The following is a 21,328-nucleotide window of genomic DNA, read 5'->3' as shown; positions in this document are numbered from 1 at the left end:
GCGCTTGCACCGGCCCCATGCAAAGCCCGGTTCGCGGGGCGGGGTTCGAACGGCTCGCGCCGCGTGCTTCAGATGCTGCGCAGCCGGCGCGCGCCCTCGATCAGCGTCGCGTCGTCCTTCGAGAAGCTGAGCCGGATCACGCCGGCGTCGGTGCCGTCGGTATAGAACGCGGACAGCGGAATCGTCGCGACCTGCGCGTCGCGGATCAGGCGCAGCACGAAATCGCTGTCGCGCTCGTCGGAGAAGTGCCGGAAGCGCGCGAGCATGAAGAACGAGCCTTCGCTCGGCAGCAGCTCGAAGCGCGAATCGGCGAGTTCGCGCGCGAGCAGGTCGCGCTTGGCCTGATAGAACGCCGACAGGCCGAGATAGCTGGCCGGCTGCTCGAGCATCTCCGCGAACGCGACCTGCATCGGCGTGTCGGCCGAGAACACCATGAACTGGTGCACCTTGCGGATCTCGTCCATCAGCTCGGCCGGCGCGACGCAGTAGCCGACCCGCCAGCCGGTCACGTGGAACGACTTGCCGAACGACGACACGATCACGCTGCGCTCGGCCAGCTCGCGATGCCGCGCCATGCTCTGGTGCAGCGCGCCGTCGAACACGACGTGCTCGTAAACCTCGTCGGACAGGATCACGATGCCGGTGTCGCGCGTCAGTTGCGCGAGCCGCGCGAGATCGGCTTCGGAGAACACCGTCGCGGTCGGGTTGTGCGGCGTGTTGACGATGATCATCCGCGTGCGCGGCGTGATCGCCGCGGCCACCTCGTCCCAGTCGACGCGGAAATGCGCGGGCGACAGCTTGATCGCCACCGGCGTCGCGCCCTGCATCCGCACGATCGGCGCGTAGCTGTCGAAGGCCGGCTCGAAGTAGATCACCTCGTCGCCCGGATGCACGAGCGCGCTGATCGCCGCGTACAGGCCCTCGCTCGCGCTCGCGATCACCGTGACCTCGGTCGCCGGGTCGTAGCGCGCGCCGTACAGCGCCCCGGTCTTCTCGGCGAGCCGCTCGCGCAGCCGCGCGAGCCCGGCCATCGGCGCGTACTGGTTGTGCCCGTCGCGCATTGCGCGCGCGACGCCCTCGACGAGCGCCGGATCCGGCGCGAAATTCGGCGCGCCCTGCGACAGGTTCAGCGCGTCGTGCTGCGCGGCAAGCTGGCCGATCACGGTGAAGATCGTCGTCCCGACGTCGGGCAGCTTCGAACGGGGCGCGGTGGCGCTTCGCATGACTCCTCCTGATGATGTTCCGAACCACGGGCGCGCTCGCGCGGCCCGTGCATGCAGGAGGATTTAGCCCGATCCAATATCGGCGAACAACCGAAAGTTCTGCATGGGCGCCATGCATTCAAGTCATGGCTCGCGCCATGCCCGGTGTACCGGCTCATGGCATCTGGCCGGCCCTCATGCGGTGCAGGAATTCCCTGAGATTGGGCGGCAGGACCCGAGCGGCGCCGTCGGCGCGGCCGCCAGGTACGCGTGCAGCACCGCCCGCAGCTCGGTGCGCAGCGCAGCCGCGTCGAGCGCCGGCCCGAGCGTCAGCAGCGATTGCGAGATCCAGCCGTAGCAGGTCGAATGCGCCATCCGCGCGAGCCCGTCGAGCCGCGCGGCCGGCGGCGGGTCGGCCGCCTGCGCGAGCGCATCGCGCCACAGCGCGACGTACGCGTCGTAATGCCGCCGGTAGGCGGCGAGCGGCGACACCTGCCGCTCCAGCGCGAACAGCGCGCTCCACAGCGCCGCATCGGCGCCGATCGCGTCAACCTGCAGGTCGACCAGCGCGGCGGCAAGCGCCGCGCGCGGCGCGCCGCGCAGCGTGCCGGCCGCGGCGCGCAGCCGGTCGGCCATCGCCTGCACGCGCCGGTGGATGCACAGCGCGGCGAGGCTCTGCTTGTCGGCGAAATACTCGTAGAACGTGCCGACGCTCACGCCCGCGACCGCCGCGATCTCGCGGATCGTCGTCTTCGCGTAGCCGCGCTCGAGCCAAAGCTGAACGAACGCCTGCTGCAGCGCGTCGGAGCTCGCCTGCGCGCGCGGCTGGCGCGGCCGGCGGCGCAAGGCGGGCCGGGGTTGCGCCGCCGGCGGGCCGGGCGGCGCCGGAACCTGAACATGTCGCGGCGGCATATTTGCTACTCTGGAATCAGGACAGCACGAGCTTTGCATGGGGCCGGGGCGCGCGCCAGCGCGCCGCCCCGGATCGAGCGCGACGCAGGGAACAGGGAGACACACCGATGGCCGGGCCGACGCACGCCGTTGCAAACCAGTTCGACGAACTGGTCGACTATAACCTCTTCGCCACCGACGCCCCGCTGCGCGAGGCGCTCGCGCGCGCCGGCGCCGGCTGGGCCGCGCCGCAGCTCGACGCGTACGGCGCGCGGCTCGGCAGCGCCGACACCGCCCGGCTCGCGGAAGACGCGAACCGGCATACGCCGGAACTGAACACGTTCGACCGGCGCGGCAGGCGGATCGACCGCGTCGATTTTCATCCGGCGTGGCACGCGCTGCTCGGCATGTACCGCGAGGCCGGCTTCGTGTCGCTCGCGTTCCGCGACACGCGCCCCGGCCGCTGGGCAGCCACCGCGGCCGGCTTCTACCTGCACGGCCAGATCGAGGCCGGCACGCTGTGCCCGGCGACGATGACGCAGGCCGCGATTCCCGTGCTGCAGAAGGAGCCCGCGCTGTGGGAGCTGCTGCGCGAGCGGCTGTACAGCGACGCGTACGACCCGCGCGACGTGCCGGTCGCGCAGAAGCGCTCGATCTGGTTCGGCATGGGCATGACCGAGAAACAGGGCGGCTCCGACGTGCGCGCGAACACGACGCTCGCGACGCCGTTCGGCGCGGGCGGCCGCGGCGGCGAATACCTGCTGCGCGGCCACAAGTGGTTCTTCTCCGCGCCGATGTGCGATGCGCACCTCGTCGTCGCGCGCACCGATGCCGGCGGCCCGTCGTGCTTCTACGTGCCGCGCTGGCGGCCCGACGGCACCAAGAACGCGGTCGAGATCCAGCGCCTGAAGAACAAGGTCGGCAACCGCAGCAACTCGAGCAGCGAGATCGAGCTGAACGACGCGTGGGGCATCATGCTCGGCGACGAAGGCCGCGGCATCCCGACCATCATCGAGATGGCGACCTACACGCGCCTGAACTGCGTGCTCGGCAGCGCGGCGATGCTGCGCCAGGGCGTCGTGCAGGCGATCGCCTACACGCGGCAGCGTCACGCGTTCGGCCGCGCGCTCGCCGAGCAGCCGCTGATGCGCACCGTGCTCGCCGATCTCGCGCTCGAAAGCGAGGCCGCGCTCGCGCTCGCGATGCGGCTCGCCGCCGCATTCGAACGCGACGACTCGCCGCGCGAGCGCGCGTGGAAGCGCATCGTCACGCCCGCCGCGAAATTCTGGGTCTGCAAGCGCGCGGTCGAACTGACCGGCGAAGTGATGGAAGTGTTCGGCGGCAACGGCTACGTCGACGACGGCCCGATCGCGCGGCTGTTCCGCGAGGCGCCCGTCAACTCGATCTGGGAAGGCTCCGGCAACGTGATGTGCCTCGACGTGCTGCGCGCGGTGTCGCGCGAGCCGGACGCGGCCGCCGCGCTGCTCGACGAGCTGAACGAAGCGGCCGCCGGCGAGCCGCGGATCCGCGCGGCGCTCGACACGCTGCGCACGATGCTCGCCGCGCCGGCCGATACGCTCGAGGCATCGGGCCGCCTGTTCGCGCAGCGCCTCGCGCTCGTCGCGCAGGCGTGCCTGCTGCGGCGCGACGCGCCGGCCGCGGTGGCCGATGCGTTCGTCGCGACGCGGCTCGCCGAGCCCGCGTGGGGCCGCATCGCGGGCGGCTTCGATCCGCGCGGCATCGACGTCGCCGCGCTGCTGCAGCGCGCGTATCCCGCCTGACGGCGCCGCCTCGCCACTCGCTCGGGAGTCCGGATGAACCTCCTTTCCGCCCTCGACCGCGCCGCTCGCGCGACACCCGACAAGCCGTTCCTGCGCCACGACGACACGACGATCACGTACGCCGACGCGCGCGAGCGCTCGCACCGCGCGGCGGCCGTGCTGAGCGCGCTCGGCATCGCGGCCGGCGAGCGCGTCGCCGCGATGTGCTTCAACACGCCCGCCTTCGTCGACGCGATGTTCGGCGCGTGGCGGCTCGGCGCGGTGTTCGTGCCGGTCAACCACAAGCTGCAGGCGCCGGAAGTCGACTACGTGCTCGAACACAGCCGCGCCAAGGTGATCCTGTTCGACGCGGCGCTCGCGGGCGTGCTCGAACGCGTCGCGCATCCGGCGCGGCGGCTGTCGACCGAAGGCACGCTCGCGGGCCTGCCGTGCTTCGACACGATGCGCGACGCGATGGACGGCGTCGCCGGCATCGAGCCCGCCGACGACGACATCGCGCAGATCCTCTACACGTCCGGCACCACCGGCCACCCGAAAGGCTGCGTGCACAGCCACCGCACGGTGACGCTCGCGGCGATGCACGCCGCGCTGGCGATCGGCATCGGCCGCCACGAACGCACGCTGATGGCGATGCCGATCTGGCATGCGTCGCCGCTCAACAACTGGTTCGGCGGCACGCTGTACGCGGGCGGCACCGTCGTGCTGCTGCGCGAATACCATCCGCTGCGCTTCCTGCAGGCGGTCGAGCGCGAGCGCGCGACGCTGTATTTCGGCGCGCCGGTGTCGTACACGCTGCCGCTCGACACGATCGACGGCTTCGCCGCGTTCGACCTGTCGAGCGTGCGCGCATGGCTCTACGGCGGCGGCCCGATCGGCGCCGCGCAGGCCGAACGGCTCGCGCACGCGTATCGCGGCGGCGTGTTCTACCAGGTGTACGGGATGACCGAGACGGGCCCCGCCGGCACCACGCTGTACCCCGACGAGCAGCTCGCGAAGGCCGGCTCGATCGGCCGCCACGGCGGCCCGGGCGTCGACCTGCGCGTCGTGCGCGCCGACGGCGGCGACGCGCGGCCGGGCGAAGCCGGCGAGATCTGGCTGAAGGCCGACAGCATGATGATCGGCTATCTCGACGATCCGGCCGCGACGCGCGCCGCGTTCGCGCCGGGCGGCTGGTACCGCACCGGCGACGTCGCGCGCATCGATCAGGATGGCTACCTGTTCCTCGTCGACCGGCTGAAGGACATGATCGTGACGGGCGGCGAGAACGTCTATTCGAAGGAAGTGGAGGACGTGCTGGGCGCGCATCCGGACGTGCTGGAAGCGGCGGTGGTCGGCATCGCGCATCCGGAATGGGGCGAGACGGTGGTCGCGCACGTCGTCGTGCGGGCGGGCGCGGCACGCGATGCGCAGGCGCTGCGCGCGTTCTGCGGCGAGCGGCTCGCCGCGTACAAGATTCCGCGCGAGGTCGTGTACGCGGACGCGCTGCCGCGCACGCCGACCGGCAAGGTACAAAAGTTCCTGCTGCGCCGGCGGCCCGGCTGAGCGCCCGGCAATGAAAAACGCCACCGGACGCTTGCGCGTCGCGGTGGCGTCGGCCGGGGCCGGTGGCCCCGCTACACTCGTCGGCTTACTTGCCGCCGATGCTCTTCAGCGGCTTCCACTCGCCCTTCTCGACCTTGTACATCGTGATGCCGCCGTACTTCAGGTCGCCCTTCGCGTCATACGCGACGTGCGACGACGTGACACCCGCCATGTCGCTCTTCGCGAGCACCGGCAGGTACTTCGCCGGATCGGTCGAATCGGCCTTCTTCATCGCGTTGAACATCGCCATCGCGCCGTCGTACGAATACGGCGAGTAGGTCTGCACGTCTTCGCCGAAGCGCTTCTTGTACTTGTCCGCATAGGACTTGCCGCCCGGCATTTCGGTCAGCGGCAGGCCCGCCAGCGACGCGATCGTGCCTTCCGCCGCGTCGCCCGCGATCTTCAGGAAGGTCGGCGTCTTCACCATTTCGCCGCCCATCAGCGGCGCCTTGAAGCCCAGCGCCTTCATCTGCTTGACCATCGGCGCCGCCTGCGAATCCGCGCCGCCGTAGTAGACGAGATCCGGCTGCGCAGCCTTCAGCTTGGTCAGGATCGCCTTGAAGTCGACGGCCTTGTCGTTCGTGAATTCACGCATCACGATCGTCGCGCCGGCCGCCTTCGCCGACTTCTCGAACTGGTCGGCCAGGCCCTGGCCGTACGCGGTGCGGTCGTCGACGATCGCGATCTTCTTCATGCCGAGATCCTTCGACACGAACGCGCCCGCCACCGAGCCCTGCTGCGTGTCGGACGTCATCATGCGGAAGGTCGTCTTGTAACCCTGCTGCGTGTATTCCGGCGCGGTCGCCATCGCGATCTGCGGAATGCCCGCGTTCGCGTAGATGCGCGAGGCCGGAATCGTCGTGCCCGAGTTGAAGTGGCCGAGCATGCCCTTGATGCCGTCGTCGACGAGCTTCTGTGCCACCGTCGTGCCCGTGCGCGGGTCGGCCTGGTCGTCCTGCGTGTCCAGCACGAACTTGACCGGCTTGCCGCCGATCGTCGGCTTCGTCGCGTTGAAGTCCTCGATCGCGAGCACGATGCCGTTCTGCATATCCTTGCCGTAATGCGCCTGTGCACCGGTCATCGGGCCTGCGTAGCCGACCTTCACGTCATCCGCGTGCGCAGTCCCCGCCAGCGACATGACCGCGACGAACGTCGCGCCTGCCAGCTTTTTCATCGTGTGTTCCATTGCATCTCCTTGGTACCAGGTGTAAATGGAGCGGCTTCGGGATCGCCTTGCCGCTTCCTTTGTTTGATCCGAACGGCAAGGATGGTCAGCCGATCGTCATCAAATTCGCATTGCCGCCCGCCGCCGCGGTGTTCACGCTGACCGAGCGCTCGGTGAGCAGCCGCTCGAGCGCGTAGTCTTCCGCGTCGCCGTGCTCGAACGCACCGGCCGACACGCCCTGCACCGACACGATCGGGCCCGGCCGCTGCGCGACCTCCTTCACGAGCGTCTGCAGTTCGTCGCTGTCGCCTTCGAACAGCACCGCGTCGAACGCCGCGTCCGCCTGCTTGCGCACGCTCGCATGCGCCTTCAGCGCCGCCGGCAGCGCGGCGAACAGCGCCTCGCCCGCGGCACCGGCGAACAGCGCGCGGTTGCCCGTCGCGAGCACTGCCGCGAACTGCGCACGCGCGCCGCCTGGCGTGGCCGCCACGCACAGCACCGTGCCGCGCGGGCCGAGTGTATACGTATTCCGCTCGCCCGTCGGGCCGGTCAGCACCGCGGTGGCGCCGGCCGGCACCTGTGCCAGGTAACCGTCGCAGCGCGCGGCCAGTGCCGGCTCGCGCTGCTCGATCAGCCAGTCGCGCAGCGCCGTCAGCGTGGACGCCGGGTTCTCGCGCGACTCGCCTTCGACGGCAGCGTCGGCCACCAGCATGTCCGCGAGCGAACGCGGCAGGCCGGACGGGCGCGTCGCGAGCAGGCGCTGCAGGTACAGCGCGCCGCCGGCCTTCGGGCCCGTGCCCGACAGCCCTTCGCCGCCGAACGGCTGCACGCCGACCACCGCGCCGATCACGTTGCGGTTCACGTAGATGTTGCCGACGTGCGCGCGTTCGATCACGTGCGCGATCGTCTCGTCGATCCGCGTGTGGATGCCGAGCGTGAGGCCGTAGCCGGTCGCGCGGATCTGCTCGAGCAGCTTGTCCAGCGCGCTGCGGCGATACCGCACCACGTGCAGCACCGGGCCGAACACTTCGCGCTTCAGCTCGTCGATGCTGCCGATCTCGATCAGCGTCGGCGGCACGAAGGTGCCGTGCGCGCACGCGTCCGGCATCGCCAGCTGCGTGACGCCGTGGCCCTTGTCCTTCATCGCGGCGACGTGCGTGTCGATCGTCTGCTTCGCCTCGCCGTCGATCACCGGGCCGACGTCCGTCGACAGGCGGTCGGGGTTGCCGAGCGCGAGTTCCTGCATCGCGCCCTTCAGCATCGTCAGCGTGCGGTCGGCGACGTCGTCCTGCAGACACAGAACGCGCAGCGCCGAACACCGTTGACCGGCCGAGTCGAACGACGACTGCATCACGTCCGCGACGACCTGCTCGGCGAGCGCCGACGAATCGACGATCATCGCGTTCTGGCCGCCCGTTTCGGCGATCAGCGGAATCGGCTTGCCGTCCGGGTCGAGGCGCGCCGACAGCGTCTTGTTGATCAGGCGCGCGACTTCGGTCGAGCCGGTGAACATCACCGCGCGGGTGCGCGCGTCGGCCACCAGCGCCGCGCCGACCGTCTCGCCGGTGCCCGGCAGCAGCTGCACCGCGCCGGCCGGCACGCCGGCCTCGCGCAAGAGGCGCACGGCCTGGGCCGCGATCAGCGGCGTCTGCTCGGCCGGCTTCGCGAGCACCGTGTTGCCGGCGGCCAGCGCCGCGGCCACCTGGCCCATGAAGATCGCGAGCGGGAAGTTCCACGGGCTGATACAGACGACCGGGCCGAGCGGGCGGTGCGTGTCGTTCGAGAATTCGTCGCGGATCTGCGCGGCGTAGTAGCGCAGGAAATCGACCGCCTCGCGGATTTCCGCAATGGCGTTCGGCAGCGACTTGCCCGCTTCGCGCACGATCAGGCCCATCAGCGTATGCATCTGCGCTTCGAGCAGGTCGGCGGCACGCGCGAGACAGTCGGCGCGCGCATCGACCGGCGTCGCCTGCCAGATCGGCGCGGCGGCCACCGCGTGCGCGAGCGCGGCGCTCACGTGCTCGGCCGTCGCTTCGCTGACCGCGCCGACCACGTCGCGCTGGTCGGCCGGGTTGCGCACGTCGCGGGCCGGCGCGTCGGCGAGCGCGTCGTCGGCGAGCATCGGCGCGGCGCGCCACGGGTGGTGCGCGCTCGCGAGCAGCGCGGACGACAGCGACGCGAGGCGATGCTCGTTCGACAGGTCGAGGCCCATCGAGTTGAAGCGCTCGTCGCCGTACAGGTTGCGCGGCAGCGGGATCTTCGCGTGCGGCGCGCCGAGCGGCGTGACCTTCAGCGCTTCCTCCACCGGATCGGCGACCAGTTCCTTCACCGACACGGTCTTGTCCGCGATGCGGTTCACGAACGACGTGTTCGCGCCGTTCTCGAGCAGGCGGCGCACGAGGTACGCGAGCAGCGTCTCGTGCGTGCCGACCGGCGCGTACACGCGGCACGGGCGGTTCAGCTTGTCGCGGCCGGTCACTTCCTCGTACAGCGGCTCGCCCATCCCGTGCAGGCACTGGAATTCATACTGGCCCGGGTAGTAGTTCTGGCCCGCGAGGTGATAGATCGCGGCCAGCGTGTACGCGTTGTGCGTCGCGAACTGCGGGTAGACCGCGTCCGGCGCGGCAAGCAGCTTCTTCGCGCACGCGAGGTACGACACGTCGGTGTAGATCTTGCGCGTGTAGACCGGGTAGCCTTCGAGGCCGTCCACCTGCGCCCGCTTGATCTCGGTATCCCAGTACGCGCCCTTCACGAGGCGGATCATCAGGCGGTGACGGCTGCGGCGCGCGAGGTCGATCAGGTAGTCGATCACGAACGGGCAGCGCTTCTGGTAGCCCTGCACGACGAAGCCGATGCCGTTCCAGCCCGCGAGTTCCGGGTCGAAGCACAGCGCCTCGAGCAGGTCGAGCGACAGCTCGAGACGGTCGGCTTCTTCCGCGTCGATGTTCAGGCCGATGTCGTAGCGGCGCGCAAGCAGCGCGAGCGCGCGCACGCGCGGCAGCAGCTCGCTCATCGTGCGGTCCTGCTGCGAGCGCGAGTAGCGCGCGTGCAGCGCCGACAGCTTGATCGAGATGCCGGGGCCTTCGTAGATGCCGCGGCCGCCGGCCGCCTTGCCGATCGCGTGGATCGCCTGCTCGTACGATGCGTAGTAGCGCTGCGCATCTTCTTCGGTCGTCGCCGCTTCGCCGAGCATGTCGTACGAGTAGCGGAAGCCGCGCGCCTCGAACTTGCGGCTGTTCGCGAGCGCTTCGGAAATCGTCTCGCCGGTGACGAACTGCTCGCCCATCAGGCGCATCGCCATGTCGACGCCCTTGCGGATCAGCGGCTCGCCGCCGCGGCCGATCAGGCGCGTGAGCGCCGACGACAGCCCCGCTTCGCTATTGGTCGTGACGAGCTTGCCGGTGATCATCAGCCCCCAGGTCGCCGCGTTCACGAACAGCGACGGCGCGTGGCCGACGTGCGAGCGCCAGTCGCCCTTGCTGATCTTGTCGCGGATCAGCGCGTCGCGGGTCGCGCGGTCGGGAATGCGCAGCAGCGCCTCGGCGAGACACATCAGCGCGACGCCTTCCTGGCTCGACAGCGAGAATTCGTGGATCAGCCCTTCGACGCCGCCGCCCGAGCTCTTCTCGCGCAGCGCCTCGACCAGCTGCCCGGCGAGCGCCTGCACGTCCGCCGACAGGTTCGCGGGCAGCCGCGCCTGGCCGATCAGGAACGGCACGCACTCCGGCTCGGGGCGGCGGTACGCGGCCGTGATCGCCGCGCGCAGCACCGATTGCGGTTGCACGTTCTGCGCGAACTCGAGGAACGGGTGCGGGGAGTTGTCGTCGTCGCCCTCGCCGGCCTGGCCGTCGGCGAGATCGGTCACGCCGCTGTGGCCGGACAGCTCCGGCGGCAGCTGGCCGTGCTCGATGCGTTCGAGATACGCGAAGATCGCCTGCTTGATGAGCCAGTGGGGGGTGCGTTCGAGCCGCGTGGCTGCGTCTTTCAGGCGCGAGCGGAGCAGGTCGTCGACTTTGACGCCAAGGGTGGTGCTTGCCATGGTGGGTTCGTGCGCCGGCGGGAAGCCGGCCAGTGACGTGAGAGGATGCGCGAAATCCTACGGCACACAATAAAAAGGTGCAACCCAATTTCGTATATGGTTGCACCTCAATTTTATTGAATATAATCAGTTACTTATGAGATCGCAACCTAGGAGTTGCCCGTGGTCGGGGGATCGGGATTTTCCCTGATCCGCCGCGTGCGGACACGCGCGGGCAACCCGGGCCCGGTATGGCGCCGGACGGAACCCGGTTGCACACGCGCCGGAACCGCCGCGCGAAGCGGGATGACAAGGGGAATGGGAATAGCGGGAAAACCAGCCGGTGCGCGCGCGTGGCGCCGGGCGCCGTCAGACGTCCAGCGGATCGACCTCGACGTTCCACCGCAGCACGCCCTTCAGCGCGCGCAGCTCGAAGTGCCACGCGTGCAGCGCGTGCTGCAGCGCCGCCCGCGACGCGCTTTCGAGCAGCAACTGCGCGCGATGGACGTTCGCGACCTTCACGATCGTCATCGGCACCGCGTCGTACACGGTGACGCGGTCCGCGCCGGGCAGCCCCGGCAGCGCCGCCGCGGCCTGCTGCAGGAAGCCGAGCGCCGCGTCGAGCGTGCGCCCCTCGGCGCGCAGCAGCGCCTGGTAGACGAACGGCGGCAGATGCGCATCGCGCCGCTCGCCGAGCGTCGAATTCGCGAAGCCGACGTAATCGTGCCGCGCGAGCGCGTGATACAGCGCGTGGCGCGGGTAGCGCGTCTGCACGAGCACCTCGCCCGGCAGCCCGGCGCGGCCCGCGCGGCCGCTCACCTGCATCAGCTGCGCGAACAGCCGCTCGCTCGCGCGGAAATCGTGCGAGAACAGCGCGGTATCGGCGTTGAGCACGCCGACCAGCGACACGCGCTGGAAGTCGTGCCCCTTCGCGATCATCTGCGTGCCGACCAGGATGTCGACCTCGCCCGCGTGCACGTCCGAGAACAGCGCCTGCGCGCTGCCCTTGCGGCGCGTGCTGTCGGCATCGATCCGCAGGATGCGCGCGCCGGGCACCGCCTCGGCGAGCGCTTCCTCGACGCGCTGCGTGCCGCGGCCGAGCGGAGCGATATCGACGTTGCCGCACTCGGGGCACGACCGCGGAATGCGGGCTTCCCAGCCGCAGTGGTGGCAGCGCAGCGCGTGCTCGGGCTTGTGCAGCACGACGTACGCGCTGCAGCGCGGGCAGCCGGCCACCCAGCCGCACGCGTCGCATGCGAGCTGCGGCGCGTAGCCGCGCCGGTTCAGGAACACGAGGCTCTGCTCGCCGCGCTCGAGCCGCGCCTTCAGCGCCGCGACGAGCGGCCCGGACAGCCCGCCCATCGACGCGCGCCCGCGCCGCCGCTCCTCCTCGAGGTCGATCAGCCGCACGCTCGGCAGCACCGCGTCGGCCACCGCGCGCCGCGACAGCGTGAGCTTCCTGTAGCGCCCCTGCTCGGCCTGCCACCAGCTTTCGAGCGACGGCGTCGCCGAGCCGAGCACGACCGGGATGCCGAGCTGCTTCGCGCGCCACACCGCGAGGTCGCGCGCCGAATAGCGCAGCCCTTCCTGCTGCTTGTACGCGGGTTCGTGCTCCTCGTCGACGACGATCAGCGCGAGCGTCGGCAGCGACGCGAGCACCGCGAGGCGCGTGCCGAGCACGATCCGCGCGCGGCCCGTATGCGCGGCCAGCCAGTTGCGCGCGCGCTCGCCCTCGGCCAGCCCGCTGTGCAGCGTGACGATCGCGTCCGGCGCGAGCGTGCCGGCGAAGCGCGCGCGGAATGCGGCCTCGAACTGCGGCGTCAGGTTGATTTCGGGGACGAGCACGAGCGCCTGCGCATCGGGCCGCGCGCCCAGCAGCGACGCGAGCGCATGCAGATAGACCTCGGTCTTGCCGCTGCCGGTCACGCCGTGCAGCAGGAACGGCGCGAAGCCCTGCGCGGCGCGAATCGCGTCGAGCGCCTCGGCCTGCTGGTCGGTCAGCGGCGGCGGCTCGGTTCGTCCGCCGTTTTGCCCGCTACTTTGCCCACCGCTTGTCGACAGGTTATCCACAGGCTTGGGCACAGGGTTATCCGCCCAGCCGATCGTCTCGACGTCGACCCAGCCCTGCGCGGCCCAGTCGTCGAGCGTCGCCGCCGCCTTCGGGTGCAGCGCGCGCGCATCGGGCAGGCTCAGCGAATCGGCGTCGGCCAGCGCCTGCGCGAGCCGCCGCAGTGCCGCCGCGCGCGCGGGCAGCGCGTCGGGCAGCGCCGCGCGGCCGGCCTCGGACGCGCGATAGCGGACTTCCGGCGCCAGCAGCCGCCCCCAGCGCCCGGCATCGCGCAGCGCCTGCGGCAGCGCGGGCAGCGCGACCTCGCCGCGGCCGCGCTGGTAGTAATCGGCGGCGAACCCGACGAGCGCCAGCCAGTCGGCCGACAGCGGCGGCAGCTCCGTGCAGATCGCGTCGACCGCGCGCAGCCGCGACGGCGGCACGTCAGTGTGAGTCGTCACTTCGCAGACGAGCCCGACCGCCTGCCGCCTGCCGAACGGCACCTGCACGAGCGTGCCGGGCCCGGGCGCCGGCTGCGCATCGCAGCGGTAATCGAACAGGGTCGCGAGCGGATGGTCGAGCGCAACCCGCAGATAGGTGCCGTCCGTCACGGGCACCCCGCGCCGGCGCGCGCCGTTCGGGTTCCGCCCCCCAATGCATGGGTGGGGCCGGCGAACTTAAAGTAAAACTTCAGATTCGGCGCTAAGTTTTGGATTCGCATTAGGAATCGCCGTATACCCTGACCGGCCTGTGGATAACTTTGTTGAGAACTCGCCGCCCACCACCCGGAAAGCGCGTCGGGTCGTGCCTTCCACTGCTTTTTCCGGTATACGGCCGGTCGCCGCGAAGCCTTATTCCATAAGGCTGCTATTCAAATTACCCGACAATAGCGAGGTAATTTGACCGATACGGGGCTCTACCGCGCTGCAACGTGGAAAATGTGTATAAGTCAAGTCTTGACAAGCGGCGGATCGGCCGTCCGGGCGGGGTTGCGCCCTGTTTAGCCCGGATCGCGAAACATCGCCGCTCCGCACCGCAGCATGGCCCCGCTTGCAATCAGCGCGCGGCCGAGCTACGGATCGCGCGGCTGTGGTTGTGCACCTCGTCGACCAGCTCGGCGACGTGCTCCGGCGGCGTGAACTGCGAGATGCCGTGCCCGAGGTTGAACACGTGGCCGGGGTGGTTGCCGTAGCTGTCGAGCACCGCGCGCGCCTGCTCGCGAATCGCGGCCGGCGGCGCAAACAGGATCGTCGGGTCGAGGTTGCCCTGCAGCGCGACCTGCCCCGCCACGCGCTCGCGCGCGGCGCCGACGTTGACCGTCCAGTCGAGCCCGACCGCGTCGACGCCCGTCGCCGCGATCTCCTCGAGCCACAGCCCGCCGCCCTTCGTGAAGGTGATGACCGGCACGCGCGCGCCGTCGTGCTCGCGCTTGAGCTGCGCGACCACGCGCCGGATGTAGTCGAGCGAGTAGCGCTGGTATGCGCCGTCCGCCAAGGCGCCGCCCCACGTGTCGAAGATCATCACGGCCTGCGCGCCGGCTTCGATCTGCGCGTTCAGGTATGCGGCCACCGCCTGCGCGTTGATGTCGAGGATCCGGTGCATCAGGTCCGGCCGCGCATACGCCATCGTCTTCACGGTGCGGAAATCGTCCGAGCCGCCGCCCTCGACCATGTAGCACGCGAGCGTCCACGGGCTGCCCGAGAAGCCGATCAGCGGCACCCGCTGGCGGCCCTGGCCGTCGGTCAGCGCGCGGCGGATCTCGCGCACCGCGTCGGTCACGTAGCCGAGCGTCGCGCCGATGTCCGGCACCGCGAGCTTCGCGACGTCCGCCTCGGTGCGCACCGGATGCGCGAACTTCGGCCCTTCGCCCACCTGGAAGTCGAGGCCGAGGCCCATCGCGTCGGGAATCGTCAGGATGTCCGAGAACAGGATCGCGGCGTCGAGCGGGAAGCGCTCGAGCGGCTGCAGCGTCACTTCGGTCGCGTAGTCGGGGTTCTTCGCGAGGCCCAGGAAGCTGCCGGCCCGGGCGCGCGTCGCGTTGTACTCGGGCAGGTAGCGGCCCGCCTGGCGCATCAGCCAGATCGGCGTGTAGTCGGTCGGCTCGCGCAGGAGCGCACGCAGGAAGGTGTCGTTGAGCAGGGTATGGGCCACGGTGGAAGCGACGATGCGAGAGGCAAAAGCGCATTTTACCGGACCGGGGCGCTTGCGCCGCGCGCGGCGGCCGATGGCGGCCATATGACGCGCGCGATGGCTCCGTTATGATCGTCGCTCATATCGAACCAGAGGAAGGAGGAGACACGATGACGATGCCGAAGCTTGCCGCGTTCGCCGCGGCCGCACTACTGCTGACGAGCGCCGCGGGCACTGCTTGCGCGGCCGACGCGGGCGCGGCCCCCGCCGCCGGCTCGCGGCTCGACGAGGTGCTCGCGCGCGGCGCGCTGCGCGTGTGCACGACCGGCGACTACAAGCCGTATTCGTACTACCGCACCGACGGCCGGTTCGAGGGCATCGACATCGACATGGCGGACGCGCTCGCGAAATCGCTCGGCGTGAAGGCCGACTACGTGAAGACGAGCTGGCCGACCCTGACCGCCGATTTCGTCGCGAAATGCGACATCGCGGTGGGCGGCGTATCGACCTCGCTCGAGCGCCAGAAGCGCGCGTTCTTCACGCAGCCGTACATGACCGACGGCAAGACGCCGATCGCGCGCTGCGCGGATGCCGACAAATACCAGAGCGTCGCGCAGATCGACCGGCCCGAGACGCGCGTGATCGTGAATCCCGGCGGCACCAACGAGCGTTTTGCGAAGCAGCATTTCACGCACGCGAACGTCACCGTCTACCCGGACAACGTGACGATCTTCAAGCAGATCCTCGCGGGCAAGGCGGACGTGATGGTCACCGACGCGTCCGAGACGCTGCTGCAGCAAAAGCTGAATCCGGGCCTGTGCTCGGTGCACCCGGACAAGCCGCTCCAGTTCGGCGAGAAGGCGTACATGGTGCCGCGCGGCGACGTCGTGTTCCAGCAATACGTCGATCAATGGCTGCACCTGGCGCTGTCGAACGGCGAATTCCAGGCGATCTCGGACAAGTGGCTGAAGTGATGCGCACGCGGCACCGCGCGTGCCGGGAAGGCGGCGGCCGACGCGCGGCCCGTGGAGCACCGGGTTGACCGTCGCGATCCGGGCCGGCCTGCTGCCTGGTTTCGGCGACGCCATGGTTCGGATGATCAGGTTTATCCGAAAGGCCGACTACTCGATCACCCGATCACGTTTCAAAATCTTTCTGATGATTGAATCGTTCTCGACCGAGGCCCCGGCGCGATGCATTTTTTCGCGTGTGATTGTGAACTTCGTCGAGCCTAACACGCATGAAAAACGCATCACGCGCACGCCATGAAAACAGTTGCGGAAATATTGGTAAAAATGACCTTTTCAGGATCACGTAAAACAGCAAAAAATCCCGGAAAGCCTTATCTGGCGGGCGTTACAACCTGAAACACTTTGTTACCGCGAGGGCACATCAATTCGCCCACAATGGCCTTCAACGGTTTCAACACGGATGCGGTCTCGTGTGCCAAGTGTGAGCGGACGCGAAGCGCTGCGAGCCCGTCGGTCATGTACCGAAGCCCTACCCAGGGGCATCCTTGTTGGAGTCGTTTCCGGTCTTCCCTCCGGACGCGTTCCATCTTTGGTCTCCTCGCGCTAACCCCGTAGCGTGTGGTTTTTAGCGGGCTAATAAGCCCGCTTTTTTTCGTCCATCGAAAACGTAACGGCCCGCAGGCCGTCACGTTGCGCGCGTCACGCGGTCTTCTGCACGTCGAGCTTCAGCTCGTCGATCATGCGCTGGCGCATGATGAACTTCTGCACCTTCCCCGTCACCGTCATCGGCAGCTCGTCGACGAAGCGGATGTAGCGCGGGATCTTGTAGTGCGCGATCTGCCCGTTGCAGAAGGCACGCACGTCGTCCTCGCTCATCTGCTCGCCCGCGCGCAGCACGATCCACGCGCACACTTCCTCGCCGTACTTCGCGTCCGGCACGCCGAACACCTGCGCGCTCTGAATCTTCGGATGCCGAAACAGGAACTCCTCGATCTCGCGCGGGTAGATGTTCTCGCCGCCGCGGATCAGCATGTCCTTCAGGCGGCCGACGATGTTGCAGTAGCCGTCCGCGTCGATCGTCGCGAGGTCGCCCGTGTGCATCCAGCCGTCCACCAGCACGTCGCGCGTCTTCTCGTCGTCGTCCCAGTAGCCGAGCATCACCGAGTAGCCCTTCGTGCACAGCTCGCCCGTCTCCCCGACCGGCACGGTGCCGCCGCTCGGATCGATGACCTTCACTTCCAGGTGCGGCTGGATGCGGCCGACCGTCGTCGTGCGCTTCTCGAGCGGATCGTCGGTCGAGCTGTGGAACGACACGGGGCTCGTCTCCGTCATCCCGTACGCGATCGTCACCTCGGACATGTGCATCTGCGACACGACGCGCTTCATCGTCTCGATCGGGCACGGCGAGCCGGCCATGATGCCGGTGCGCAGCGTCGACAGGTCGTACTTCGCGAAATCCGGATGGTCGAGCTCCGCGATGAACATCGTCGGCACGCCGTGCAGCGCGGTGCAGCGCTCCTCCGCGACCGCGGCGAGCGTCGCGGCCGGGTCGAACGCCTCGCCGGGAAACACCATCGCGGCGCCCGTCGACACGCAGGCGAGCACCGACAGCACCATCCCGAAGCAGTGATACAGCGGCACCGGGATGCAGAGCGCATCCTGCTCGCTGAAGCGCATCGCCATCGCGATCGAGCGCGCGTTGTTGACGACGTTGCGGTGCGTGAGCGTCGCGCCCTTCGGGCTGCCGGTCGTGCCGCTCGTGAACTGGATGTTGATCGGGTCGGTCGACGCGAGCGTCGCGCCGAGCGCGTCGAGCGCCGCGGGGTCGAGCGCGTCGCGGCCGCGCGCGATCACGTCGGTGAAACGGAACATGCCGGCCGGCGCGACGTCGCCCATCGACACGATGGTGCGCAGGCTCGGCACGCGCGCGGCATGCAGCGCGCCCGGCGCCGCGCTCGCCAGCTCCGGCGCGATCGTCTGCAGCATCTCGACGTAGCCGGACGACTTGAAGCGCTCCGCGGTGATCACCGCCGTGCAGCGGACCTTGTTCAGCGCATACTCGAGTTCCGCGAGCCGGTAGGCCGGGTTGAGGTTGACGAGAATCGCGCCGATGCGCGCGGTCGCGAACTGGGTCAGCAGCCATTCGCTGCGGTTCGGCGACCAGATGCCGACGCGGTCGCCCTTGCCGATGCCGAGCGCGGCGAGGCCCGCGGCCAGCGCGTCGACCTCGTCCGCGAACGCACGCCAGGTCCAGCGCACGCGCTGCTCGCGAAACACCACGGCCGGCCGGTCGGGAAAGCGTTCGGCGGTCTCCCGCAGGAACTGTCCGATCGTCGCTTCGGATAGCGGCACGTCGGTCGCGCCGCGCACGTACGACAAGCCGTTTTCGGGCGCGATCAGCGCCCCCACGCGTGAGTCTGCAGCCATGATGTCTCCGTCTCTTGTGTCAGCCTGATCCAGCGGACGATAACGCGCTCCGCTGACGACACTCTGACATCGATCCCCGGCGACCGGACGGAAAAGCACACTCGGCCTGAAATCGGACGAAAAAAAAGCAGCCCGGAGGCTGCTTTCTTTCGCGTGATGCGCGGCTGGCTCAGTGCCGGCTGCGGATCTTCGCCAGACGCTGGATCGCTTCGAGCTGCGCCATCGCGGTCGCGAGCTCGGATTGCGCCTTCGCGAGGTCGATGTCCGACTTCGCGTTCTGCAGCGTCTCCTCGGCGCGCTTGCGCGCTTCCTCGGCCTTCGCCGAGTCGAGATCCTTGCCGCGGATCGCGGTGTCGGCGAGCACCGTCACGGCGCCCGGCTGCACTTCGAGAATGCCGCCCGCGACGAACACGAATTCGTCGTTGCCGTTTTCGGCTTCGATGCGCACCGCACCCGGACGAATCCGCGTGATCAGCGGCGTGTGGCCCGGCAGAATGCCCAGCTCACCCGATTCGCCAGGCAGCGCGACGAATTTCGCCTCGCCCGAGAAGATCTGCTCTTCCGCGCTGACGACGTCTACTTTGATGGTTGCCATATCGACTCCTGTCGGCGGGAGTGAGCGCTTCAGCGCTTACCCCCGTCCCATGCAAGGCACGGTTGAGCGTATTACGTGGGTGCCGAAGCGGCGCACCGATACATCACGCGTATCGATACGCCGCGGGCCGGCACCCGCTGCGTTACACCCGACCTTTACTGGATCTTCTTGGCCTTCTCGAAGGCTTCGTCGATCGTGCCGACCATGTAGAACGCCTGTTCCGGCAGGTGGTCGCACTCGCCGTCGACGATCATCTTGAAGCCGCGGATCGTTTCCTTCAGCGGCACGTACTTGCCCGGCGAGCCCGTGAACACTTCAGCGACGTGGAACGGCTGCGACAGGAAACGCTGGATCTTACGTGCGCGCGCGACCGACAGCTTGTCTTCCGGCGACAGTTCGTCCATGCCCAGAATCGCGATGATGTCGCGCAGTTCCTTGTAGCGCTGCAGCGTCTGCTGAACGCGACGGGTGATCGAGTAGTGCTCTTCACCGATCACGTTCGGGTCGATCTGGCGCGACGTCGAGTCGAGCGGGTCGACCGCCGGGTAGATACCCAGCGAAGCGATGTCACGCGACAGAACGACGGTTGCGTCAAGGTGGCCGAAGGTGGTTGCCGGCGACGGGTCGGTCAAGTCGTCCGCAGGGACGTACACGGCCTGGACCGACGTAATCGAGCCCTTCTTGGTCGACGTGATGCGCTCTTGCAGCTTGCCCATTTCTTCAGCCAGCGTCGGCTGGTAGCCCACTGCCGACGGCATACGGCCGAGCAGTGCCGACACTTCGGTACCGGCCAGCGTGAAACGGTAGATGTTGTCGACGAAGAACAGCACGTCGAGGCCTTCGTCACGGAAGTGCTCGGCCATCGTCAGGCCGGTCAGCGCAACGCGCAGACGGTTGCCCGGCGGCTCGTTCATCTGGCCGTACACGAGCGCGACCTTGTCGAGAACGTTCGAGTCCTTCATTTCGTGGTAGAAGTCGTTCCCTTCACGGGTACGCTCGCCCACGCCCGCGAACACGGAGTAACCGCCGTGCTCCTTCGCGATGTTGTTGATGAGCTCCATCATGTTGACGGTCTTGCCCACGCCTGCACCGCCGAACAGACCGACCTTGCCGCCCTTTGCGAACGGGCAGATCAGGTCGATGACCTTGATGCCCGTTTCGAGCAGTTCGGTCGACGGCGACAGTTCGTCGAACGCCGGCGCCTTCTGGTGGATCGAACGCGTCGTTTCGCTTTCGATCGGGCCAGCCTCGTCGATCGGACGGCCGAGCACGTCCATGATCCGGCCGAGGGTCGGCTTGCCGACCGGCACCGAGATCGGCTTTGCCGTGTTCTTCACGGTCAGGCCGCGGCGCAGGCCGTCGGATGCACCCAGACAAATGGTGCGGACCACGCCGTCGCCCAGCTGCTGCTGGACTTCGAGCGTCAGTTCCGAGCCATCGAGAATGAGCGCGTCGTAGATCTTCGGCATGCTGTCGCGCGGGAATTCCACGTCGATAACGGCGCCGATGCACTGTACGATCTTGCCTTCTACCAAAGCAGCAGTACTCATCGCTTTTCCTTTAAATACCTGATTCTTTACTCGCGCAAAGGCGCAGTTTCGGGTGGTCTCGCGGCTCGCGCTTAAACAGCTGCGGCGCCGCCGACGATCTCCGACAGTTCCTTCGTGATCGCGGCCTGACGGCTCTTGTTGTAGACCAGTTGCAGCTCGCTGATCACGGTCTTCGCGTTGTCCGACGCAGCCTTCATCGCGACCATCCGCGCCGATTGCTCCGACGCCATGTTTTCCGCGACGGCCTGGTACACCAGCGCCTCGACGTAACGCACGAGCAGCTCGTCGACCACTGCCTGCGCATCCGGCTCGTAGATGTAATCCCACGACGTGGCCGGCGTGCCGTCATTCGCCTCGAAGTGCTCCGACGACAGCGGCAGCAGCTGTTCGATCACCGCTTCCTGCTTCATCGTGTTGACGAAGCGCGTGTACGCGAGATAAACCGCCGACAGCTTGCCTTCCGAGTACAGGTCGAGCTGCGTCTTCACCGCGCCGATCAGCTTGTCGAGGTGCGGGGTGTCGCCGAGGTGCACGACCTGCGACATCACCTTCGCGCCGAAGCGATTCAGGAACCCGAGGCCCTTGCCGCCGATTGCGGTGGCTTCGACCTTCTGGCCCTTCTCTTCCAGCTCCTTGAACTTCTGAACCGTCGCGCGCAGCACGTTCGTGTTCAGACCGCCGCACAGACCCTTGTCCGTCGTGACGAGGATGATGCCGGCCGTCTTCGCGCCTTCGTTCGCCACCATGAACGGGTGACGGTACTCGGGGTTCGCGCGGCTCATGTGCGAGGCGATGGCACGGACCTTGTCCGCATACGGACGAGCGGCGCGCATGCGTTCCTGCGCGCGGCGCATCTTCGATGCAGCCACCATCTCCATCGCCTTCGTGATCTTGCGCGTGTTCTGCACGCTCTTGATCTTGCCGCGAATTTCCTTCATTCCAGCCATAGCTTGCTCCTTGACCGAAGCAG

14 protein-coding genes are annotated in these 21,328 nt (G+C 68.6%); 4 read left to right on the top strand and 10 right to left on the bottom strand.

The window, feature by feature from the left end; all coding sequences use genetic code 11:
* Positions 1–68: 68 nt before the first annotated feature.
* The gene (locus HWY45_RS14955; RefSeq protein ID WP_059882304.1) at positions 69–1,223 is read right to left on the bottom strand and encodes a pyridoxal phosphate-dependent aminotransferase; all 1,155 of its coding nucleotides are present in this window, start codon (positions 1,221–1,223) and stop codon (positions 69–71) included.
* Between the two features lie 174 nt (positions 1,224–1,397).
* The gene (locus tag HWY45_RS14950; RefSeq protein ID WP_059882306.1) at positions 1,398–2,114 is read right to left on the bottom strand and encodes a TetR/AcrR family transcriptional regulator; all 717 of its coding nucleotides are present in this window, start codon (positions 2,112–2,114) and stop codon (positions 1,398–1,400) included.
* Between the two features lie 107 nt (positions 2,115–2,221).
* Between HWY45_RS14950 and HWY45_RS14945 the strand changes: the two genes are divergently transcribed.
* Entirely contained in the window at positions 2,222–3,874 is a 1,653-nt protein-coding gene (locus tag HWY45_RS14945; RefSeq protein WP_059882308.1) for an acyl-CoA dehydrogenase family protein, read from the top strand.
* Between the two features lie 33 nt (positions 3,875–3,907).
* The gene (locus tag HWY45_RS14940) at positions 3,908–5,416 is read left to right on the top strand and encodes an AMP-binding protein (RefSeq protein WP_059882311.1); all 1,509 of its coding nucleotides are present in this window, start codon (positions 3,908–3,910) and stop codon (positions 5,414–5,416) included.
* An 85-nt stretch (positions 5,417–5,501) separates the two neighbouring features.
* Here the strand turns inward: HWY45_RS14940 and HWY45_RS14935 are convergent, their stop codons facing one another.
* From HWY45_RS14935 to hemE, 4 genes are all read right to left on the bottom strand, one after another.
* Complete coding sequence (locus HWY45_RS14935; protein WP_059810939.1) at positions 5,502–6,641, bottom strand: branched-chain amino acid ABC transporter substrate-binding protein; 1,140 nt, start codon at positions 6,639–6,641, stop codon at positions 5,502–5,504.
* Between the two features lie 85 nt (positions 6,642–6,726).
* Positions 6,727–10,659: a trifunctional transcriptional regulator/proline dehydrogenase/L-glutamate gamma-semialdehyde dehydrogenase gene (gene putA / locus HWY45_RS14930; protein ID WP_059563853.1), complete on the bottom strand. Its 3,933-nt coding sequence runs from the start codon at positions 10,657–10,659 to the stop codon at positions 6,727–6,729.
* A gap of 348 nt (positions 10,660–11,007) precedes the next feature.
* Positions 11,008–13,296: a primosomal protein N' gene (locus HWY45_RS14925; RefSeq protein ID WP_059882402.1), complete on the bottom strand. Its 2,289-nt coding sequence runs from the start codon at positions 13,294–13,296 to the stop codon at positions 11,008–11,010.
* A gap of 445 nt (positions 13,297–13,741) precedes the next feature.
* A complete protein-coding gene (gene hemE / locus HWY45_RS14920; protein WP_059810937.1) occupies positions 13,742–14,836 on the bottom strand; it encodes a uroporphyrinogen decarboxylase in 1,095 nt (364 codons plus the stop codon).
* Positions 14,837–14,991: 155 nt separating this feature from the next.
* Here hemE and HWY45_RS14915 point away from each other — a divergent pair, with 155 nt between their 5' ends.
* Together HWY45_RS14915 and HWY45_RS14910 are read left to right on the top strand one after the other, a co-directional pair.
* Positions 14,992–15,789 (top strand): transporter substrate-binding domain-containing protein, encoded by a 798-nt coding sequence (locus HWY45_RS14915; RefSeq protein WP_059882404.1) that lies wholly within the window; start codon positions 14,992–14,994, stop codon positions 15,787–15,789.
* A gap of 64 nt (positions 15,790–15,853) precedes the next feature.
* A complete protein-coding gene (locus HWY45_RS14910) occupies positions 15,854–16,084 on the top strand; it encodes a hypothetical protein (RefSeq protein WP_059960636.1) in 231 nt (76 codons plus the stop codon).
* A gap of 401 nt (positions 16,085–16,485) precedes the next feature.
* On the opposite strand, the gene HWY45_RS14905 is transcribed toward HWY45_RS14910, so the two are convergent.
* From HWY45_RS14905 to atpG, 4 genes are all read right to left on the bottom strand, one after another.
* Positions 16,486–18,213, bottom strand: coding sequence for an AMP-binding protein (locus HWY45_RS14905; RefSeq protein ID WP_059882313.1), 1,728 nt, complete (start codon positions 18,211–18,213; stop codon positions 16,486–16,488).
* Between the two features lie 169 nt (positions 18,214–18,382).
* Entirely contained in the window at positions 18,383–18,808 is a 426-nt protein-coding gene (locus HWY45_RS14900; protein WP_017334793.1) for a F0F1 ATP synthase subunit epsilon, read from the bottom strand.
* A gap of 155 nt (positions 18,809–18,963) precedes the next feature.
* Positions 18,964–20,358 (bottom strand): F0F1 ATP synthase subunit beta, encoded by a 1,395-nt coding sequence (atpD, locus tag HWY45_RS14895; protein WP_031397079.1) that lies wholly within the window; start codon positions 20,356–20,358, stop codon positions 18,964–18,966.
* 71 nt (positions 20,359–20,429) lie between these two features.
* On the bottom strand, positions 20,430–21,305 hold the full coding sequence (gene atpG / locus HWY45_RS14890) for a F0F1 ATP synthase subunit gamma (protein WP_059563849.1): 876 nt from the start codon (positions 21,303–21,305) through the stop codon (positions 20,430–20,432).
* Positions 21,306–21,328 lie beyond the last annotated feature (23 nt).

Source organism: Burkholderia stagnalis (genome assembly GCF_902830275.1).
Taxonomy (GTDB): Bacteria; Pseudomonadota; Gammaproteobacteria; order Burkholderiales; family Burkholderiaceae; genus Burkholderia; species Burkholderia stagnalis.
This window is presented reverse-complemented; position numbering and strand designations above follow the sequence as displayed.